The organism is Myroides odoratimimus (genome assembly GCF_038039805.1).
GTDB classification, from domain to species: domain Bacteria; phylum Bacteroidota; class Bacteroidia; order Flavobacteriales; family Flavobacteriaceae; genus Flavobacterium; species Flavobacterium odoratimimum_B.
Map to the genome: position 1 here is coordinate 126,903 of NZ_JBBPHK010000004.1, position 15,824 is coordinate 142,726.

14 protein-coding genes are annotated in these 15,824 nt (G+C 32.0%); 8 read left to right on the top strand and 6 right to left on the bottom strand.

The window, feature by feature from the left end; genetic code table 11:
• The first annotated feature begins 65 nt into the window (after positions 1 to 65).
• The 4 genes from AABL85_RS05420 (at position 66) to AABL85_RS05435 (ending at position 2,285) form a co-directional block, all read left to right on the top strand.
• Positions 66 to 1,097: a PLP-dependent cysteine synthase family protein gene (locus tag AABL85_RS05420; protein WP_286413720.1), complete on the top strand. Its 1,032-nt coding sequence runs from the start codon at positions 66 to 68 to the stop codon at positions 1,095 to 1,097.
• A 137-nt stretch (positions 1,098 to 1,234) separates the two neighbouring features.
• Entirely contained in the window at positions 1,235 to 1,471 is a 237-nt protein-coding gene (locus AABL85_RS05425) for a type II toxin-antitoxin system Phd/YefM family antitoxin (RefSeq protein ID WP_286413719.1), read from the top strand.
• A 161-nt stretch (positions 1,472 to 1,632) separates the two neighbouring features.
• On the top strand, positions 1,633 to 2,040 hold the full coding sequence (locus tag AABL85_RS05430; protein WP_341309417.1) for a hypothetical protein: 408 nt from the start codon (positions 1,633 to 1,635) through the stop codon (positions 2,038 to 2,040).
• Positions 2,041 to 2,105: 65 nt separating this feature from the next.
• Positions 2,106 to 2,285 (top strand): type II toxin-antitoxin system Phd/YefM family antitoxin, encoded by a 180-nt coding sequence (locus tag AABL85_RS05435; RefSeq protein WP_286413715.1) that lies wholly within the window; start codon positions 2,106 to 2,108, stop codon positions 2,283 to 2,285.
• 144 nt (positions 2,286 to 2,429) lie between these two features.
• Here the strand turns inward: AABL85_RS05435 and AABL85_RS05440 are convergent, their stop codons facing one another.
• Both AABL85_RS05440 and AABL85_RS05445 read right to left on the bottom strand, forming a co-directional pair.
• Positions 2,430 to 2,582: a hypothetical protein gene (locus AABL85_RS05440; protein WP_164071959.1), complete on the bottom strand. Its 153-nt coding sequence runs from the start codon at positions 2,580 to 2,582 to the stop codon at positions 2,430 to 2,432.
• An 85-nt stretch (positions 2,583 to 2,667) separates the two neighbouring features.
• On the bottom strand, positions 2,668 to 4,173 hold the full coding sequence (locus AABL85_RS05445; RefSeq protein ID WP_341309418.1) for a SulP family inorganic anion transporter: 1,506 nt from the start codon (positions 4,171 to 4,173) through the stop codon (positions 2,668 to 2,670).
• 221 nt (positions 4,174 to 4,394) lie between these two features.
• Between AABL85_RS05445 and AABL85_RS05450 the strand changes: the two genes are divergently transcribed.
• Complete coding sequence (locus tag AABL85_RS05450) at positions 4,395 to 5,270, top strand: ABC transporter ATP-binding protein (protein WP_341309419.1); 876 nt, start codon at positions 4,395 to 4,397, stop codon at positions 5,268 to 5,270.
• Positions 5,271 to 5,273: 3 nt separating this feature from the next.
• Complete coding sequence (locus tag AABL85_RS05455; RefSeq protein WP_341309420.1) at positions 5,274 to 8,957, top strand: M1 family aminopeptidase; 3,684 nt, start codon at positions 5,274 to 5,276, stop codon at positions 8,955 to 8,957.
• Positions 8,958 to 9,058: 101 nt separating this feature from the next.
• Here AABL85_RS05455 and rplS read toward each other — a convergent pair whose 3' ends face one another.
• Positions 9,059 to 9,409 (bottom strand): 50S ribosomal protein L19, encoded by a 351-nt coding sequence (gene rplS, locus AABL85_RS05460; protein ID WP_006263034.1) that lies wholly within the window; start codon positions 9,407 to 9,409, stop codon positions 9,059 to 9,061.
• A gap of 154 nt (positions 9,410 to 9,563) precedes the next feature.
• Positions 9,564 to 10,589 carry a helix-turn-helix domain-containing protein gene (locus tag AABL85_RS05465; protein WP_286413708.1) on the bottom strand — a complete coding sequence of 342 codons (1,026 nt, stop codon included), beginning with the start codon at positions 10,587 to 10,589 and terminating at the stop codon, positions 9,564 to 9,566.
• 223 nt (positions 10,590 to 10,812) lie between these two features.
• Between AABL85_RS05465 and AABL85_RS05470 the strand changes: the two genes are divergently transcribed.
• Together AABL85_RS05470 and AABL85_RS05475 are read left to right on the top strand one after the other, a co-directional pair.
• Positions 10,813 to 13,284, top strand: coding sequence for a TonB-dependent receptor (locus AABL85_RS05470; RefSeq protein ID WP_341309421.1), 2,472 nt, complete (start codon positions 10,813 to 10,815; stop codon positions 13,282 to 13,284).
• 16 nt (positions 13,285 to 13,300) lie between these two features.
• The gene (locus tag AABL85_RS05475; protein ID WP_341309422.1) at positions 13,301 to 14,614 is read left to right on the top strand and encodes a hypothetical protein; all 1,314 of its coding nucleotides are present in this window, start codon (positions 13,301 to 13,303) and stop codon (positions 14,612 to 14,614) included.
• Positions 14,615 to 14,719: 105 nt separating this feature from the next.
• Here the strand turns inward: AABL85_RS05475 and trmD are convergent, their stop codons facing one another.
• Together trmD and AABL85_RS05485 are read right to left on the bottom strand one after the other, a co-directional pair.
• Positions 14,720 to 15,403 carry a tRNA (guanosine(37)-N1)-methyltransferase TrmD gene (gene trmD / locus AABL85_RS05480; protein ID WP_286413703.1) on the bottom strand — a complete coding sequence of 228 codons (684 nt, stop codon included), beginning with the start codon at positions 15,401 to 15,403 and terminating at the stop codon, positions 14,720 to 14,722.
• Positions 15,404 to 15,461: 58 nt separating this feature from the next.
• Complete coding sequence (locus AABL85_RS05485) at positions 15,462 to 15,794, bottom strand: DMT family transporter (RefSeq protein WP_341309423.1); 333 nt, start codon at positions 15,792 to 15,794, stop codon at positions 15,462 to 15,464.
• Positions 15,795 to 15,824 lie beyond the last annotated feature (30 nt).

Sequence of the window (15,824 nt, forward strand, 5' to 3'; positions counted from 1 at the left end):
GTAAATTTGTTAGATAACAGTGGTAGATGAGATAGAGAACATCTATCCATAGTAAATAAGATATTATGAAAGAAGAAATTCAAGCGTATGATAATGTATTGGCTCTTGTAGGGAAAACGCCAATTGTAAAATTGAGTAAAGCAACAAAAGAGTTAAAAGGGAATTTCTATGGTAAAGTAGAAGCTTTCAGTGCTGGACAATCTGCAAAAGATAGAATAGCAATGCACATTATCGAGGCAGCTGAGAAAAAAGGAATATTAAAGCCAGGTAGTACTATCGTAGAGACTACATCAGGTAATACAGGATTTAGTATTGCGATGGTGAGTGCTATTAAGGGATATAAATGTATCCTATCTGTGAGTGATAAGTCTTCTGCTGATAAGATAGATATGCTACGTGCGATGGGGGCTACAGTATATGTATGTCCTGCTAATGTAGCGGCTGATGATCCTCGTTCATACTATGAGGTAGCGAAGACGGTGCAGAAAGAAACGCCAAACTCTATTTATATCAACCAATATTTTAATGAGTTAAATACAGAAGCACACTATCTATCTACAGGACCTGAGATATGGGAACAGACAGGAGGTAAGATTACACACTTCGTATGTTGTTCTGGTACAGGAGGTACTATATCAGGTACTGCTCGTTTCTTAAAAGAGATGAACCCAAATATTCAAATCTTAGGAGTAGATGCTTATGGTTCTGTATTAAAGAAATATCATGAGACAGGAGAGCTTGACCCTAATGAGATCGCTCCTTATAAAATAGAAGGACTAGGAAAGAACTTAATCCCTACTGCTACAGACTTCTCTGTTATCGATAAGTTTATGAAAGTAACAGATAAAGATGCTGCACAAACAGCACGTGAGTTGGCACGTACGGAAGGATTATTCTTAGGATATACTTCAGGTGCTGTGCTACAAGCTACAAGACAATATGCTGCTGAAGGAGCATTTGACGAGAATAGTGTAGTAGTTATGTTGTTCCCAGACCATGGTTCTCGTTATATGAGTAAAATCTATAGCGATGCTTGGATGGAGCAACAAGGCTTCTTAGATGGAGAACCTAAAAATGAGATTACTTATATTAAGTAATTTAATCTACTAAAATATATAAAAACACCTCTCTTCGGATGAGGTGTTTTTTTGTAAAATATTTATTATTTGATAGTTATGTTTTTTTATGGTATTGTTTTTTGTACATATATTTGTGCAAAATAAAATGTTATAGCATGTTAGTAGCAAGTTTTAGTGAATTTAGAAAAGACATCAAAGCTTATTTTGATAAGGTGTCTACTGACTTTGAAACTTTAATTATCAATAGGGGGAAAAGTGAAGGAATTGTTGTGATATCACTAGAAGAGTATAATTCTTTAATGACGACAAATCACGAGCTTTCTTCAAGAAAAAATGAAATGAGATTAGATGCTGCTATTGAAAAAATGAAGCAAAAAAATAAAAATGAATAGATAGAAATAAATAAAGCATTCCCAATGGAGTGCTTTTTATTTTTGGTAGCTATGGAATTGTTTTTATATCCTTGATAGTATCATATGATACTATCACATAGTTCAATGTCTATTTATTTTCTGTATCTTAGAGATGTAAATATTCTTTAAATCAGTTTATTATGAGAAAGTCTGTATTTTTCGTTTTGTTAGTTCTTATTGGGATGAGTTGTAAAACTAAACAAGTATTAGAAAACAAAGTAACTGCTGTAAATGAGATAGAGGCTTTTGAGTATGGATACACACCTGAGAATCCTATAAAAGTAGGAGGGGTAAAGACAAATGAAGGACCTAAAAATCAGAGAGAGTATTTAAATGATCTAACTGATTTAAAAGGAAATGACTTGTCTTTTTATAGAATAGGAAGTTGTTGTCATTTTGAGACTCCCAATGGCTTTATTAATGGAAAGGGACTTTTAGATAAGTATGCAGTATATGTTAAGGGACAACGAGATACAGTAGTATTATATTTAAATATGTATGATGAAGATAAACTCTTGGCTCCAAGAGGATTTAAGTTTAAATTGTAATTTTTTTTATGAATGTTAATTTTTTGGTCTAATACTTGTATTAGTATATTCAAAAGATTAAAAAAATGAATAAAGTAATTAGTTTTAGTGACTTTACAGAGGATGTAACTACTTATGTAGACTATGTAATGGACAGTGGTAATGAGTTAATAGTAAATGAAAACGAACATAAAGGAGTCGTTATTATTCCTATCGAAGAATATAATTCATTAAAAGGTATTGACTGCGAGTTATCAGCAAATTAAAGAGATTAAATAAACAACTTGTAATAAGATATGTTTACAAAAAAACACCTCTAGTAAGGTGTTTTTTTTATAGGGGATAGTATCATTTTATACTATCAATGTCTATAATCTAGAATAGAAAAGGACAACGGATGAGGTAGTCCTTTATTTTTTGTCTTTAGGTAGATTAAATATAATAGCAATTATAAAGAATCCTATTCCTGTAATGGTTGGAGGTAACATATCAGCCTTAAGACCTAAAAAGATTAAATAACCTCCTAGAATAGCAAGTAATACAGATAGTGATATTTTTAGCATAATAATAGTGTTTTTTAAAATTGTAGTGGTTTAAGTTCAAATATAAAGAATTAACTCTGATAATAGACTACTGGATTATATCAATCTAATTGTTTTCTAATAAGTTACTGTTGAAAAGCTTAGAATTGATTAACAATCTTTTGCTTTCGGCCGTGACATTGATAAGTAAGATTTGTTTGTTTTGTTCTTGATATTTATCGATTAATTTTTTCAAAGTTTCTATGGCAGACATATCCACTATTCTGGATTCTTTAAAATCTATGTATACTACAGGAGTGTCTGTAAGAGGAGTAAATTTCTCAATGAAAGAAGTCGTACTCCCAAAGAATAAAGGGCCATAAATAGCATAGACTTTATTGCCGTGAGTGTCAAAAGATTTTCTAGCTCGTATGCGTATGGCATTGTCCCAAGCAAATACTAAAGCAGAAACGATAACACCGATTAGTACAGCTAAAGCTAAATTATGTGTAACTACAATAATAATAGTAACTAGAAATAAAACAAAGATATCGGCTTTAGGCATTCTGGTCACTAACTGAAAGGATACCCACTTAAATGTAGTGATCGCGACAATCATCATCACTCCTACTAATGCAGCTAGGGGTATCTGTTCAATGATAGGAGCACCAACTAATATAATGGCTAAGATGGTAAGCGAGCCAATAATAGCAGCTAGTCTACTTCTAGCTCCTGCATCTAAGTTAACTAAAGTCTGTGCTATCATGGCACAACCTCCCATACCTCCAAAGAATCCATTTGTGATATTAGCTATACCTTGGGCAATAGACTCTTTATTACTATTCCCTTTTGTATTGGTGATTTCGTCTACGATACTTAAGGTTAGTAAAGATTCTACTAAACCTACTCCTGCCATAACCAGAGAAAAGGGCAAGATAATCTGTAAAGTCTCTAGTGTAAAAGGGAGTGAAGGAATATGAAAACTAGGTAAGCTACCACTGATATGAGCGATGTCCATAACTTTTCGAGTGTCTACTTGGAAGAAAAACACAACTGCTGTAGTTACAATTATAGCAACAAGAGTAGCAGGTACTTTCTTAGTGATTTTAGGAAAGATAGTTACAACTAGTATAGTTAATAGCGTTAATCCTATCATTATGTATAGAGCCATTCCGCTAAGCCATGTATTAACTCCGTCTATATCAATTTTAAATTGAGCTATTTGTGCAAAGAATATTACAATAGCTAATCCATTCAAGAACCCATACATGACCGGCTGGGGTATGAATCGTACAAACCTTCCTAACTTAAACACTCCTACTAATACTTGTATAATACCAGCTAATACTACTGCTGCGAATAAGTACTCTATTCCATACATAGCAATAAGTGAGATCATGACAATGATAGTAGCACCAGCTCCTCCTGAGACCATACCAGGTCTTCCTCCAAAAACAGCTGTTATAATCCCCATAAGAAAGGCAGCGTATAATCCTGTTAATGGATGTAAGCCAGCTAGTATGGCAAAAGACAGTGATTCTGGAATCATAGTCATAGCTACGGTTAGACCGGCTAGTATTTCACTTTGAATTCTGATGTTTTGATTTTGTAAACCAAATAAGCGTTGTAACATTTAATAGACGTTTAGAAGGTGTAAAAGTAAGGTATAAATGATAAAGTTATATTTATTTAAATAATAGAAATTATGCTTTAATGTCAATGAAGGTGCGATATGCTTAGTATTATGTATCGTTGAAAATAATAGATAAAAATTTACTTGTTAAAAAAAGATTAAAAATAATGTAACATAATTACACTTTTTGCTACTTATGAAATAGAACCAAAAATGTGATTATGAAATTAGTTATTAAAAACTTGAACAAGACCTATAAAAATGGGGTTAAAGCAATAGATAATTTAGACTTAGAGATAGGAGCAGGGATGTTCGGTCTGTTAGGACCTAACGGAGCTGGTAAGTCATCTCTGATGCGTACCATCGCTACTCTTCAAAAAGCAGATAGTGGAACAATTCACTTCGGTGATATCAATATATTAGAACAACAAAGTGAGTTCAGAAAACTGTTGGGGTACTTACCACAAGATTTCGGTGTATATCCTAATATGTCTGCAGTAGATCTATTAGATTATTTCGCTCGATTAAAAGGGATATCAAAAGCAGCTGAAAGAAAGGAAATAGTAACGAAAGTATTAGAAGTAACGAATCTTTATGAGGTTCGTCGTAAAAGTGTGAGTGGATATTCAGGTGGTATGAAACAACGCTTTGGGATTGCTCAGTTGTTATTAAACGATCCAAAGTTAATCATAGTAGACGAACCTACAGCTGGACTAGATCCTGCAGAGAGACACCGCTTCTTAAATGTACTTAGAGAGATCGGTAATAATAATACGGTGATATTTTCGACTCATATCGTAGACGATGTAAATGAGCTATGTCATGAGATGGCTATTCTAAATGGAGGAAATCTATTAGAAAGAAGTACACCTAAGCAAGCTGAACAGAAATTGGAAGGTAAGATATGGACTAGAGAAACTACACGTGAGGTGGCAGAAGAACTGAATAAGGATCTTATGATACTGTCTGGAAAATATAATCAAGATAATAAGCTAAACATTAGAGTGTATTCAGAGGATTCGCTTACAGAAGCAGGTTTTGTATCAGTACAGCCAACTTTAGAAGATGTTTATTTTGTGGCACTTAAAAACGGATAAACGATGTTTGGAACTATTTTTTCATTTGAAATAAAACGCTGGTTAAAGAACTGGGTATTTTATCTATACCTAGTGTTATTCTTTTTGCTAGGTTTTTTAAGTATGGCTAGTGCCGTTGGAGTTTTTGATGTATTGAAAGTAACGTCTAGTTCTCTAATGAAGTTTAATTCACCTTATGTATTGGCTAATTTTATAGAAGGTTTTAATAATTTACTTTATTTCTTATTTCCTTCTATTATCGGGGCTTCTATTTATAGAGATTTTCGTTATGAGGTACATCATATTTTATTCTCGTATCCTTTTTCTAAAAGAGAATATTTAGCAGGAAAATTCTTAAGTTCATTTTTAGTAACCTTATTAATTAGTTTAACGATAGGTATTGGTATATTCCTAGCGACGTTACTACCGTGGGCTAATCCTAATTTATTAGGAGAGAATGTGCTTTGGAGTTATGTACAGGTGTATTTATTGACCATTATTCCTAATATGATATTCTTTGGTAGTATTGTATTTGTTGTAGTGACAATGTCTAGAAGTGTGTATATCGGTTTTGTCTCTATGGTGATCTTATTGATTATACAAGGGATAATAGGAGGCTTAGGACATGATATGGATAATAAAGAGTTAGTTGCTTTATTAGATCCATCAGGAAGTTCGGCTTTAAGATATTATACTGAGTATTGGACAGTGGATGAAATAAACAATAATAGTCTTCCTATAGAAAAGTGGTATCTATTAAATAGAGGAATTTGGTTAGCGGTATCTTTATTGTTCTTAGGAGGTCTTGCAAAGTTCTTTACATTTACACAACAAGCATTTACTTTTAGTAGAAAGTCTAAAAAATCAGAACGCGTAACGAAAAATAATTTCGGAGGAATAGTACGTATTGAATTACCTAAGGTTAGCTATAACTTTTCATTAGGAACACAGTGGAGTAATATATTTAGTTTCGCTAAAGGAGAGATAAAATATCTAGCTAAGAATAAAGTGTTTATGATCCTTGTAGGATTAGGTGTTTTAATGATGTTGTTAGTTTCTTCTTCAGCGACTTCTTTATATGGAACCACAGTATATCCAATAACTCGATTGATGTTAGGAATACCAGGATCTACATTTCAGTTGGTTATCATCATCATTACTTTCTTAGGAGCTGGGTTATTAGTACATAGGGGAAAGTTGTCAAGAATGGACTTATTAATAGATGCTACGCCAACTCCTAACTATGTATTCTTCTTTTCTAAGTTTATAAGTTTAATAGTAGTACAGTTATTCTTGTTATTAGTTATTATGATAGGAGGGATTATTGTACAAATTCATAATGGTTATTACAACTTTGAGATAGGACTTTATCTTAAGGAGCTAATAGGAATAAGTTGGATATGGTATATGATTTGGGCAGGATTAGCTATTGCGGTTCAAACTTATTTTAGAAACTATCTGGTAGGATTCTTTGTTTTATTTGTGTTCTTCTTATTTGGAGGACAATTGTCAAAGTTAGGTATTGAGCAACGTATCTTCTTTTTTAATAAACTACCAGGAACACCCTATTCTGATATGAATGGTTTTGGTTCTAATTTAAGTAGATATTATATCTATGCTCTTTATTGGGTAATGTTTATTATTTCATTAAGTGGATTGACATTATTGTTCTGGAGAAGAGGTATAGTGAATAATTTGAAAGAGAGATTATACTTTGCTAGAAAAAGAGCTAACAAAGGTATAGTAAGTGTTATTGTACTTTTTGGTATAGGATTCTTTAGTTTAGGGGGATATCTGTACTATGAAAATACGGTATTGAATAAGTATACTTCAGACAAAGAAAATGAGCTATTAACAGTAGAGTATGAAAAGACTTATAAGAAATATGAGAATATGATTCTTCCTCGTATTACAGATATTAAAGTAGATTTTGATTTATATCCAGCACAAGGAGACTTTTTAGCAAAAGGACAGTATGTATTAGAGAATAAGAATGAGAAAGCAGTAGATAGCCTTTATGTAAACTATGTTAAAAGATATATTAATGTCATCACTGTTGATGGAGCAAAAGAAGTATTAAATGATACTGTGATTGGTATTAGATTATACAAGTTAACTAAGCCTTTAGCTCATGGAGAGAAATTGGTATTTAAGTTTGAAGTAAAGAATAAAGAAAATACCGTTATTCGAAGTAATTCCTCTGTACTAGAGAATGGTACTTTCATTAATAATGGAGAATTGTTTCCTTCTTTTGGGTACAAAAGCCGATTTGAGTTATCTGATGATGAGGTGCGTAAAAAGTATGGTCTAAAACCAAAAGAGCGCATGGCTGAGCAAACAGATAAGAAAGCATTACAAAATACATATATAAGTTCTGACTCAGATTGGGTAACATTTGAAACTACTGTAAGTACATCAGCAGATCAAATAGCGATAGCTCCTGGATACCTACAGAAAGAGTGGACAGAAGGGGATAGACGCTATTTCCATTATAAAATGGACCAGAAAATGCTGAATTTCTATGCTTATAATTCTGCTAGATATGAAGTGAAACGCGATAAATGGAATGATATTAATATAGAGATATATTACCATAAAGGGCATGAATACAATATTGATCGCATGGTAAATGGGGTGAAGAAGTCCCTAGCTTATTATGAGAAAGAATTTAGCCCATACCAACATAAACAAGTTCGTATTATTGAGTTTCCTAGTTCAAAGGGAACTTTCGCTCAATCATTTGCGAATACAATACCATTCTCAGAAGCTATTGGATTTATTGCTAAAGTAGATGAAGAGGCTGATAATAAGGTAGATTATCCATTCGCAGTAACTTCACATGAGGTAGCGCACCAATGGTGGGCTCATCAAGTGATAGGAGCTAATGTCCAAGGTGCAACGATGTTGTCTGAGAGTTTAGCTGAATATAGTTCTTTAAAAGTATTAGAAGCAGAATATGGAAAAGGACAGATGCGTAAGTTCTTGAAGGAAGCATTAGATAGATACTTAGGAGGACGTAGTGGTGAGAGTAAAAAAGAAAAAGCATTGATGTATAATGAGAACCAACAGTATATCCATTATCAAAAGGGCTCTTTAGTATTCTACGCGATGAGTGATTATCTGGGAGATAAGCAGCTTAATGATGTTTTAAAAGGATATATTAAAAAGGTAGCTTTTCAAGATGCTCCTTATACTACTGCATCTGAGTTAGTAGCGGATATTAAAGAGGTAACTCCTGATTCACTGAAATACTTAGTTAAGGATATGTTTGAGACAATTACTTTATATGACAATTATATAGATAAAGCAGAAGTAAAAAAGTTAGACAATGGTAAGTATGAAGTGAAAATTAAAGCTATCGTAAGTAAATATAGAGCTGATGATAAAGGAGAAAAGAGCTATACGGATGCAACGACTAAGTCTGGTTCTGATGTGAATACACGTGTCTACAAATCGGATAAAGGAGTAGAAATTAGATCACTTCCATTAGCAGATTATATAGAAATAGGGATCTTTGCACAAGAAGATGTGAAAGACAAGTCTAAAAATAGTAAAGAGAAAGCCTTATATCTGAAAAAAGTAAAAGTATCAGATATTATGAATGATTTTACTATTATAGTAGATGAGAAACCAACAGAGGTAGGTATTGACCCATATAATAAGTTGATTGACACAAGATCTTATGATAATAGAAAAGGTGTAAATTAATATAGGGGGAAGGGATTTTATTATCTCTTCCCTTTTTTTAGCATAAAAAAAAGAGACTGTACATTGTACAATCTCTTTTTTTATAACTCTTAGAAAGTTGATTATCTTCTTCTTTCTTTGATTTTTGCTTTTTTACCAGTAAGCTCTCTGAAGTAGAAGATACGAGCTCTACGTACTTTACCTCTTTGATTAACTTCGATTTTTTCTAAAGCTGGCATGTTGATTGGGAAGATACGCTCTACACCAACGTTACCTGACATTTTACGGATAGTAAAAGTTTCAGTAGTACCGTGTCCTCTTCTTTGGATAACTACACCTTTAAAGAACTGAGTTCTTTTTTTGTCACCCTCTTTAATTTCGTAGTAAACAGTGATAGTATCTCCTGCGTTGAATTGAGGAAAATCTTTTTTTGCAACTAATTCGTCTTGAACGAATTTCATTAAATCTGCCATTGTAATAATGTATAAAAGTTATTTTTCAGAACAACATACACGGACCTCGCCAGAGGTTGGTCTAAAATCGAGTGCAAATATAAAAAATAAAACAGAATAATAACTAATTATTTTAAGTAAAAGCATAGTTGTTATTCTATTGATTTCTATTTCGTTATAATATAAATGTGCTTACTGTAAGAAGCTCTAGAGCTTCAAGTTTCTCTATAAAGAATAAAGGTAATAAGTTTATAGTGTGCGTTCTGTTATTATTTATGTTTTTAACTTTTTTTATATCGCTAGGAGGATAACCATAAAATTTTTTAAAAACTGTACTAAAATGATTCTGTGATTTATAACCTAGATCTTCTGCTAGCTCGGAAATTGTAATATCAGAATTTTGTAATCGTTCTTTTGCTTTGTTCATCTTGTGCTCATTTAGATATCCAAACACTGTTGAACCAAAGAGCTCTTTAAAATACTTTTTCAGTTTAAATTCATTTGTACCTACCTTTTTAGCAAGAGTTGATAGAGTATATGGATGTTTAATGTTTTGAGTTAATAGTTTTCTAGCAGAGTGCATTCTTTCAATGTCTCTATTGGAGATATAAGATTTTGATTGGTCTTGATTGATATATTCTAATTGTAAAAACAGTAACTCTATTATTTTATTTTCTAAATAAACTTGTTTGAATGAACCATCTCTTTGACAGGAGTATATATCCGTGATTACGGATTTCATTTCTGGGGAGATGATTTTGTTCTTTTTTATTAAATCGTCTAGTTTTAAAGTGCTAGGTAGTTCTTCAGCTTCAAAATCTATTAATAAATCTTGTTTTAGTTTTATTATAATTCCTTTAGGTATTAAAATGGAAATGTAACGAGTTTCTTGTTTTGAGGAGTCTATTTTAAGTATATAATTCTCTTTATCTACTTTTCTTATTAGATGATGAGAAAGTTGTTGTTCTCCTTCGAGTAAGAATAGCATTAAAATACCTTTAGAGTTTGGAGATAGAGAAATGGTGATGGGGCTATTTAACATAAATTTATAGTAAGTTATAAAGTAACGCCCTACTTTTTGATTTTTTTCTAGAAAGTAATCTCCATCATTATCTGTGTATTCTATAATTGATTCTCCTTCTGTTTTCTTTGTTGTTTGTTGACCGCTTATTTTGTCTATATAGTTAGTAGTTAGTTGCATATAGTAGAATAAAATTATGATCGTAAAGGTAAATATTAATTAGATTTAATAAAAATAATCCTTTGTATGTATTTAATTATCCTTTTTTGAAAGATAAAAGGCTTAATGCTTGAAGTAATTTTGCATGACAGAATTAATAAGTAGTATACTTCTTATTAAAAATGACTTTTTATTTAAAAAAATATATTGAAGGGTGTTTAGAATTATTAGTATAAAAAAATATTTGGCTACAAAAAAGAGTGAAAAAGAAGTGTTTGGTAGTTATAGAAATATTACTTGGAGTAAATATGTTATTTATGTTTTAACGTTACTTATACCAATGTTCATGGTTGCTCAAAAGGGAACTTTATCAGGAGTAATTAAACTAAAAAATGGAAGACCTATAGCGTACGCCGTTGTTAGCTTAGATAAAGGAAACTTGTATAGTGAGACAAATGATGAAGGAGAGTTTTCTATTCAAAATGTTGATTATGGCCAATATATATTAGATGTGAAGTCTATGGAAATAGTTGATTTTAAAATTAAAATTGACTTTAAGGATTCTAAAAGTAATTTATTGGTTACAGTAGAAGAATCTAAAGGACACAATCTAGAAGAAATGCTTATTTCAGTCAAAACAGAGAAACGAGATCTTGAAACTAAAGGTTTTGCAGTGAGTGTTATAGAAATGAAAGAGGCGTCACTGATGTCTTTGCAAACGAATGAAATACTTGATAGAACTGCAGGAGTTAAAATAAGACAAGATGGAGGGTTAGGCTCTAGGGTGAATTATAATTTGAATGGTTTGTCTGGAAACGCGGTGAGGGTATTTATAGATGGAGTACCAGCAAGTAATTATGGTAGTTCATTTTCATTGAACAGTATTCCTCCAGCTTTGATAGAACGTATAGAGGTGTATAAGGGGGTAGTGCCTACTTATTTATCACAAGACGCTTTAGGAGGGGCTATCAATGTAGTATTAAAGCAGAAAATGACTAATACTTTGAGTGCTAGTGGCTCTTTTGGCTCTTTTAATACGCACCAGTATAATGTCAATGGAGGATATCGAAATGATAAAAATGGACTGACTGTTAGAGCTAATGCGTTTTATAATTATAGTGATAATGATTATAAAGTCTATGGAGATCATATTAGATATGTGGATTATCAAGGAAATGTAAGTTATCCAAAGAATGGAGCTAAGCGCTTTCACGATGGTTATAAATCTTATGGAACTAAAGTAGATGTAGGTTTCACAGATGTGAAATGGGCAGATAAATTTTTTATTGGCGGAATTGTTTCTGGAAATAGAAAAGAGATTCAGCATGGTATTACTATGGAGAATGTATACGGGGATAGAAATACTAAGAGAGAATCTTATGTAGCAACACTTAATTACGAAAAAAAAGATTTATTAATAAAAGGATTAGATGTAAAGCTAGATTTATCTTATAGTGATTTAACTAGACAAGTTATCGATACAGTTGGTAATATGTACGATTGGAGTGGAACTGTCATAAGAGATCCTTTAGGGAAACCACTGAAATATACAAGTGGTGCAGAAGTAGCATCCCAAAAAACATTAGAAAAGAACAAAGATGAATCTTGGGTTGTTCGTGCAAATGTGGGGTATGAATTTATAACTAACCATAAGCTGAGTATTAACTATTTCTATAACAGCTTTGAAAGAGGAATAACTGATGTTTTGCAACCAGTAGCTGTTATGAGATTAGTTAATACAAGAGATTTGACTAAGGATATACTCTCGTTTAGCTATGAGAATAAACTTTTTGACAATAGGCTTCAAACCAATTTATTTTATAAACTATATCATCAGAAGGCAGTCTCTAATGAACCTTATAAAGATACTAATAAGCCATTAGTTGGTGATTTATATAAGACTAAGAAAATAAATAATAGTATTGATCATAATGGAGTGGGGGTAAGTGTATCTTATAAATTGTTAGAACCATTGTACTTATTAGGTTCTGCAGAAAAGGCAATTCGCTTGCCAGAAGAATCTGAGCTTTTTGGAAGTAATGCAGATAATCTATTACCTTCATTTAGTCTTGATCCTGAGAAAAGTACAAACTATAATGTAGGGTTTATAGCAGGACCATTTAACTTTAAAGACCACTCAATGAGCTTAAATGCTACTTACTTTTATCGAAATGTAAAAGGAATGATTAGAGAGAGTATTGACTCAAAAGGAATCTTTACTAGGTATGAAAATTTAGATGATGTATTAAGTAGAGGTTTTGATATAGAATTAAACTATTCTTTTAAACAACGTTTAGCGTTCAATCTAGCACTATCTAAGTTTGATGTATTATTTAATAAACAATTTGATAAAGATGGCAATCCATATTTATACTACAAAACGCAGATAAGAAATGAGCCTTCATTTAAACTAAATGCTAATCTGAGTTATAAGTTTAATCATGTTTTATCGAAAGGAGATTTCTTTTCTGTGAATTACAATGTTTACTATGTAAAGAAATTTTTGAGGAACTGGTCTAATGTAGGGGGGACTAATTTAGATGAAATACCTTCTCAATATCCTAATGACATTGGAGTGATATATCAGTTCTCTAATAAAAAAGCAACAGTAAGTTTTGATATGAAGAATATTTTTAATCAAAGGATATATGACAATTTTGGTTTACAAAAACCAGGAAGAGCTTTTTATGGAAAAGTAACTTATTCAATTTTTTAATATTATAATAAAAACTATGAAACGTAAATTTTTTAAAAGTACATTATTATTTGCAGGACTAGCATTAATGACAATAGGATGTTCATCTGATGATAATTCTAGCCCAGATACAGTAGAGGAACTTAAAGGTAAGCAATTTCAATTAGCTTATGCTAGTGGATCGGGATCACAGTCAGCTACTTATTTACAAGGGGTAGATAAACTAGGAGAAGGAGAAATCAGTTTTAATAAAAAAGGATTTCAGATGCCTTCATCTAGAACATCTAGAATATATGTATCTAAAGACGGGAAGTATGTATATAATTTAAATTATACAGTAGGTGATTTGAGAAAATATGAACACAAAGGTGGGCAAAATTACACTCAGGTTGGACATATTGAGTCAGCTCCTGTGCTAGGGACGAAAACAGGTAGATTTACTAAAATTAATGAAGATATAGGATCTGTACATTATATCACTGCTGCGCCTCAACATGCCGGAGAAAATGGATCTGGTGAATATTTGGGGCATAAGATTACTGCAAGTATAGCTCTTATAGATTTAAAGGGATGGTCATTTTTACCTGGAGCACAAAAAGAAATCAATGTTAAGCTTAGTGAGGAATTTACTAAAAAAGGATATTATATCAGCAGAATTGACTCACCAGTATTAGTTGATAGTAAGTTGTATTATGGAGCAGCTGTTAGTCTTTATGATCCGAATACTGGAAAAAGAAAGCCTACAGATAAAACTTTTACTTTGGTCGTAGATAAAAATAATTTATCTAAAACAGATGTAATTACAACTGAACATGTCGTTGGAAGTACTAACGGATATCGTACTCCAACTTTATATGTTAATAATAATAAAGAAGTTCTTCAAATGGTAAACGGGGCAGATAAAACTTATATCGCTAAAATTAAAGATGGTAGATATGATACTACATTTAAATTTGATTTAGGTAGTGCTTTAGGAGGTAAGAAAGTTTCAAGTAATGGGTGGTTTTATGTTGGAGATGGTATAGGTTATATGCCTTATGAAAAGCTTGATGCACCTGAGATTGAGATGGGAGTAGATCCTGATGGTAAACCAACAACTACTCATGCATGGGGATTGGCTCGTATAGATTTAAATAATAATACAGCTGTAGATTTAGAAGTACCTGCTAACTTATGGTTGACACAATACCAAACATCAGTTGTAAGAGATGGGAAATTCTATATTGCTTTAGCACCAGTTTCAGGAAAGGGAAATATTTACATTTATGATGTTAAATCAACAGCTAGAAAAGGACAATTAGGAGCTACGATAACAACAGGAGTAGACCAATATTATATAGGTGTATATTAAGAGATAAAATAAAAATTAAAAACACCTTATAAATAAAGAACAGGGATAAATCATAAACTGATTATCCCTGTTCTTATTATTTTTTTTAACTAGTAGAATGACTGTTTAATCTTCTCTTTCTAATAAGTCTGGTCTTCTTTTTTTGGTGTGTTCATAAGCCATATCTTCTCTCCATTTATCTATAGCAGCGAAGTTTCCACTTAGTAATACATCTGGAACCTTCCATCCCTTATACTCAGATGGTCTTGTATAAATAGGAGGTGCTAATAGGTTGTCTTGAAAGCTATCAGTTAAAGCCGAAGTCTCATTAGAAAGCACTCCTGGGATAAGACGGATAATAGCATCACATAAAATAGCGGCTCCTAGCTCTCCTCCTGATAATACATAATCTCCTATAGAAATTTCTTTTGTAATGAAATGATCACGTACACGTTGATCTACTCCTTTGTAGTGTCCACATAGAATGATTATGTTTTTAAGCATAGACATTCCATTAGCCATTTGTTGGTTTAAAGTTTCCCCATCCGGAGTCATATAGATTATTTCATCATATTCTCTCTCTGTTTTTAATGCAGTAATACATTTATCTATAGGCTCTACACTCATAACCATTCCAGCACCACCACCGAATTGGTAATCATCTACATTCTTATGCTTATTAGTGCTATAATCACGTAAGTTGTGAAAATGTACTTCTACTAATCCTTTCTCTATAGCTCTTTTTAAGATTGAGGCTTGAAAAGGACTCTCTATTAATTCTGGTAAAACGGAAATAATGTCTATGCGCATAATTACTCTTGATATTTTGGCAAATGTACAATTGTATTCTGTAACCTACAAAATTGTATTAGTGGGCTTGACTTTTTGAAAAAAGCTGAATGATTAATACTCCTGTAATTATAAAAGCTATTCCTATCAAGGCAGGAGTGTCTAGTTTTTGTTTATATAAAAAATAAGCAGCTATAGTCACTAATATAATTCCAATTCCTGACCATAAAGCATAAGCGATACCAATAGGAATAGTACGCAAGGTCAAGCTGAGTAAATAAAAAGCGCCTGCATAACCCAATAAAGTAATAACAGTAGGAACTAGTTTAGTAAAACCTTCACTAGCTTTAAGTGTAGTGGTAGCGATAGTTTCTAAGAGTATAGCGAGAAGTAAGAATAGTATATTCTTCATTTTTTTACTGCAAAAATAGCTTTTTATTAG

Bases quoted from the DNA above. Each gene is read 5' to 3' on its own strand.
- AABL85_RS05420 (WP_286413720.1), top strand. From the start codon at position 66: ATGAAAGAAGAAATTCAAGCGTATGATAATGTATTGGCTCTTGTAGGG.
- AABL85_RS05425 (WP_286413719.1), top strand. From the start codon at position 1,235: ATGTTAGTAGCAAGTTTTAGTGAATTTAGAAAAGACATCAAAGCTTAT.
- AABL85_RS05430 (WP_341309417.1), top strand. From the start codon at position 1,633: ATGAGAAAGTCTGTATTTTTCGTTTTGTTAGTTCTTATTGGGATGAGT.
- AABL85_RS05435 (WP_286413715.1), top strand. From the start codon at position 2,106: ATGAATAAAGTAATTAGTTTTAGTGACTTTACAGAGGATGTAACTACT.
- AABL85_RS05440 (WP_164071959.1), bottom strand. From the start codon at position 2,582: ATGCTAAAAATATCACTATCTGTATTACTTGCTATTCTAGGAGGTTAT.
- AABL85_RS05445 (WP_341309418.1), bottom strand. From the start codon at position 4,173: ATGTTACAACGCTTATTTGGTTTACAAAATCAAAACATCAGAATTCAA.
- AABL85_RS05450 (WP_341309419.1), top strand. From the start codon at position 4,395: ATGAAATTAGTTATTAAAAACTTGAACAAGACCTATAAAAATGGGGTT.
- AABL85_RS05455 (WP_341309420.1), top strand. From the start codon at position 5,274: ATGTTTGGAACTATTTTTTCATTTGAAATAAAACGCTGGTTAAAGAAC.
- rplS (WP_006263034.1), bottom strand. From the start codon at position 9,409: ATGGCAGATTTAATGAAATTCGTTCAAGACGAATTAGTTGCAAAAAAA.
- AABL85_RS05465 (WP_286413708.1), bottom strand. From the start codon at position 10,589: ATGCAACTAACTACTAACTATATAGACAAAATAAGCGGTCAACAAACA.
- AABL85_RS05475 (WP_341309422.1), top strand. From the start codon at position 13,301: ATGAAACGTAAATTTTTTAAAAGTACATTATTATTTGCAGGACTAGCA.
- trmD (WP_286413703.1), bottom strand. From the start codon at position 15,403: ATGCGCATAGACATTATTTCCGTTTTACCAGAATTAATAGAGAGTCCT.
- AABL85_RS05485 (WP_341309423.1), bottom strand. From the start codon at position 15,794: ATGAAGAATATACTATTCTTACTTCTCGCTATACTCTTAGAAACTATC.